General features: G+C 73.0%; 4 protein-coding genes. 3 read left to right on the forward strand and 1 reads right to left on the reverse strand.

Features of this window, described 5'->3' with window-relative positions; genetic code table 11:
* On the forward strand, positions 1 to 531 hold a 531-nt coding region (locus FOE67_RS19330; RefSeq protein ID WP_182666018.1), incomplete at its 5' end, for a polyprenyl synthetase family protein.
* Between the two features lie 73 nt (positions 532 to 604).
* On the opposite strand, the gene FOE67_RS19335 is transcribed toward FOE67_RS19330, so the two are convergent.
* Positions 605 to 1,345: a tyrosine-protein phosphatase gene (locus FOE67_RS19335; RefSeq protein WP_182666020.1), complete on the reverse strand. Its 741-nt coding sequence runs from the start codon at positions 1,343 to 1,345 to the stop codon at positions 605 to 607.
* A 78-nt stretch (positions 1,346 to 1,423) separates the two neighbouring features.
* Between FOE67_RS19335 and FOE67_RS19340 the strand changes: the two genes are divergently transcribed.
* Together FOE67_RS19340 and FOE67_RS19345 are read left to right on the forward strand one after the other, a co-directional pair.
* A complete protein-coding gene (locus FOE67_RS19340; protein ID WP_182666022.1) occupies positions 1,424 to 1,801 on the forward strand; it encodes a hypothetical protein in 378 nt (125 codons plus the stop codon).
* A 124-nt stretch (positions 1,802 to 1,925) separates the two neighbouring features.
* Positions 1,926 to 3,805, forward strand: a 1,880-nt coding sequence (locus tag FOE67_RS19345) for an FHA domain-containing protein (protein ID WP_182666024.1), incomplete at its 3' end; no start/stop codon positions are given.

The raw sequence follows: 3,805 nt of genomic DNA on the forward strand, positions 1-3,805 counted from the left end.
GTCGGGGTCGAGGAGTGCCTGCGGATGGAGGGCGACAAGACCGGCGCACTGCTGGCCTGCGCCGCCTCCATCGGTGCCGTCCTGGGCGGTGCCGACGACCGCACCGCCGACGCGCTGGAGGCCTACGGCCACGATCTGGGGCTGGCCTTCCAGGCGGTGGACGACCTGCTCGGCATCTGGGGTGACCCGCGTTCCACGGGCAAGCGGACCTGGAGCGACCTGCGCCGGCGCAAGAAGTCCCTGCCGGTGGTGGCGGCGGTGGCGGCGGACAACGCCGCGGCCCGACGCCTGACCGCGCTGTTGACGGCCGACGCGAAGAAGCCCCCGGCCGAGTTCCAGGACTTCGACGAGGCGGAGTTCGCCGAGCGGGCCGCGCTGATCGAGGAGGCCGGGGGACGGGGGTGGACCGAGGCCGAGGCGCGGCGTCGGCACACCGCGGCGCTGGCCGCGATCGAGGATCTGTCGATGCCGGATCGGGTGCGGGAGCGGTTCCGGGCGCTGGCCGACTTCGTGGTGATCCGCGAGCGCTGAGCCGTCGTCCGCCTGCGGTGCCGTCCCCTCCCGGGGCGCGGCACCGCGGCCGGGCGGTCGAGCGGTCGGCCGGTCAGTGCAGGAAGGAGTCGCGCAGGCGCTCGCGGTGCTCCGGATCGACACCCAGCCCGTCGCGCAGGTAGGTCTCGGTGTCGCCCCAGTCGAGGACGATCTGGTCGAAGGCCGCCTGCAGGTACTCGTGCCGGGCGTCGAAGAGCGGCGCCAGCAGTTCCATGACCTCGTCCGACAACCCGCCCTCGGCGTTCCTGCCCCGGGTCACCCGGTACCGGTTGACCCCGATGTTGGACTTCAGGTAGTCCGCGATGATCGCCTCCCGCTCCACGCCCAGGGCGAGCAGGGTGATCGCGACGGTCAGGCCGGCCCGGTCCTTGCCCGCCGCGCAGTGCATGAGCACCGGGACGCTGCCTGCGGCGAGCGAGCGCAGCACCCGGCCGTGCTCGTCGCGCCGTTCGCGGATCATCATGCGATAGGACGCCACCATCCGGCCCGCCGCCCGGCCGTCCTCCAACTCGGCGCGCAACTGCGCCAGCTGACCGTGGCGCACCATCCGCCAGAAGTCGGCGCCGTCGGCGGGGTCGGTGAGCGGCAGGTTGACGTTGCGCACCCCCCGCAGTTCCACGTCCGCACCCTCCAGCGCCTGGTCGGCGGCGTTGCGGAAGTCGAAGATCGTGTGCAGGCCCAGGGAGTCCAGGATCCGGCGGTCCTCCTCGGTGGCCTTCGCGAGGTGTCCGCTGCGGAAGAACCGACCGGGTCGTATGCGCCTGCCGTCCCCGGCGGGGAGCCCGGCGACCACGCCCCCGCCGGGGACGGCTACACCCGGGACGCCGCCGACGACGGCGAACGGGGCGCCCCCGCCGGACAGGTGGTGCGCGTGACGGTGACGGGCGAGGACACCGGTTACGCGGGTCTCTGCCCGCCGCCGGCCGACGCGGCGCCCACCTTCACGGCGACCTTCGCGGTGGACCGGGCCCCCGCCGAACTCACCTACCGCTGGGTCTCCCGGGACGGCTCGGTCGTCGATCCCGAGTGGCGCGTCCTCGCCTTCCCCGCCGACGGCGACCGCACGGGCCGGGACGTCGTGCGCCTGACGACGTACTCGCGGAAGGGCACCCTCGCCGACGAGATCGGCGTGGAGGTCAAGGGTCCCGACGGGACGGTCTCCAACACCGTGCCGTTCTCGGTGACCTGCGACGGGACGACGACCGGATGGCACACCGAACCGGAGACGCCGGAGAACTCGACGGGGTAGCACGCCGCCCCGCCCACCCGTCGTCCCCGCTCCGCCGGGGGCGAACCCACCGCGTGAACCCCGCTCGGGCCGCCGGCAGGTGGCTCGTCACCCCATCCGAGCCCCATCCAGAAGGAGTACACACGTGCCGTCGGTCATCGTGGGACGCACAGGTCCCTTCACCGGTCAGAGCGTCATCCTGGGCGACGCTCCGCTGACATTCGGCCGCAAGAGCGACAACGGCGTGGTGATCGTGAGCCCCAACGCCTCGCGCCTGCACGCGGAGATCGTCCGGGAGGACGCCGGGTTCGTCCTGTACGACCGCGACAGCCGCAACGGCACCTACGTCAACGACGAGCGCGTCACCCGCCACGTGCTGCGCCCCAACGACCGCATCCGCATCGGTGACGAGACCTTCGTCTACGAGGCGCAGGACGCGATGGAGACGGTCGTCAACCTCTCCCAGCTCAAGCTCCCCCACCTGGAGCGGGCCGCCGACCCCGGCACCCTGCGCGTCACCGTCTCCGGCGGCGGCCCGGTCGGCCTCGCCTTCGCCCTGGCCCTGGAGGAGCAACTCGCGGGCCGCGTGCGGATCACCGTGTACGACGCCCGGTGGCGCAGGGAGGGCTCGGCCGTCGTATGGAAGGACCAGCGGCACGGCAACGTCCGGCGCCAACAGGTCGTGACCATCCAGAGCCGCCAGTACCTGGCGCTGTCCGAGGAGGTCCGCTCCGCGCTGTTCGACGACCCCGCGCACTTCTCGGAGATGTGGCCCGTCGGACCGGACTCCGTGGACGGCCGCCCGCCGCGCAACATCCGCATCGCCCGCATCGAGGACCGACTGCTGGACCTCGCCAACCGCCGGCCGGCCATCGAACTGGCCCCCCGACTCTTCGACCCCGAGGAGCAGCGGGACCGGACCGTCCGGGAGCACGCCCTGGTCATCGCCGAGGGAGGCCGCTCGCGCACCCGCGAGTACTACGCCGACCGCTTCGGCGCCGCCGACGCCTCCATCTACTCCCTCGACGGCGAACACATCCGGGACATCGTGCTGGGCCTGCGCGTGAAGTCCTCGCTGCCGGATCCGATGAGCGTCCTGCTGACCGTCTCCCAGAACCGGTTCCTGCTCAACTCGCTGCGCGGCGAGGGCTTCCTGAACATGCGGCTCACCCGCGAGGAGGCCGAGGACGTGGTCGGCATCGACCCCGTGCGCAAGGTCTTCGAGGAGTGCATCGCCACCCGCCCCTGCGTCATGGCCCGGGGCGAGTTCAACGAGTTCGTCTGCCCCACCCACGGCACCCTCTTCCTGCCGGCGCTGCTGCGCGGTTCGCCGCTGTGGAAGCGCATCCTGGAGGGCCTGAAGCTGTTCGGCGTGCCCGAGGACGACCTGTCCGCCGTCACCTCGTTCCGCCTGGACATGGTGCAGCGCCCCCGCTTCACGGCCCAGCTCGCCCGCCCCACCGCCACCACGCCCGGCACCTTCGGCTTCCTGCTGGGCGACGCGGCGAACGCCATCCACTTCTGGCCCGGCCGGGGCCTCAACAGCGGCCTCGCCTCGGCCACGTCGCTCGCCCGCTCGCTCGCCCGCGTGTGGCGCGGCCGGCCGCTGCGCGACGCCGACTTCATCCGCCACGAGGCGGCGATGTCGATGCTCCAGTACCGGCACAAGTCCCGTGCCTGGAACGCCATGGTGGCCACCGACGAGCAGGGCGTCACCCGCGCCATCAAGGACATCGTGGCCCGCAGCATGGAGCCCGGCGACACCCCGACGACCCCCGACTCCGACCTGGACGCGCTGGTCGGGCGCATGGCCGCCATCCGCGAGCGGCTGGCGCCCCGCCTGCCGGGGCTGCCGACGGACGGCAGCCTGCGGGCCCACCTCTCCGCCCTGGAGCCGGGGACGCTGCGCACCCTGCGGGAGAGCGGGGCCTGGGACACCCTGATCGTCGGCGGCGAGGAGGCCGACATCGAGATGTTCTACCAGGACGAGGCCCCCGTCTTCGTGCCCCGCCCCGACTCCCGTCC

The sequence above is a fragment of the Streptomyces calidiresistens genome (assembly GCF_014141525.1).
GTDB classification, from domain to species: Bacteria; Actinomycetota; Actinomycetes; order Streptomycetales; family Streptomycetaceae; genus Streptomyces; species Streptomyces calidiresistens.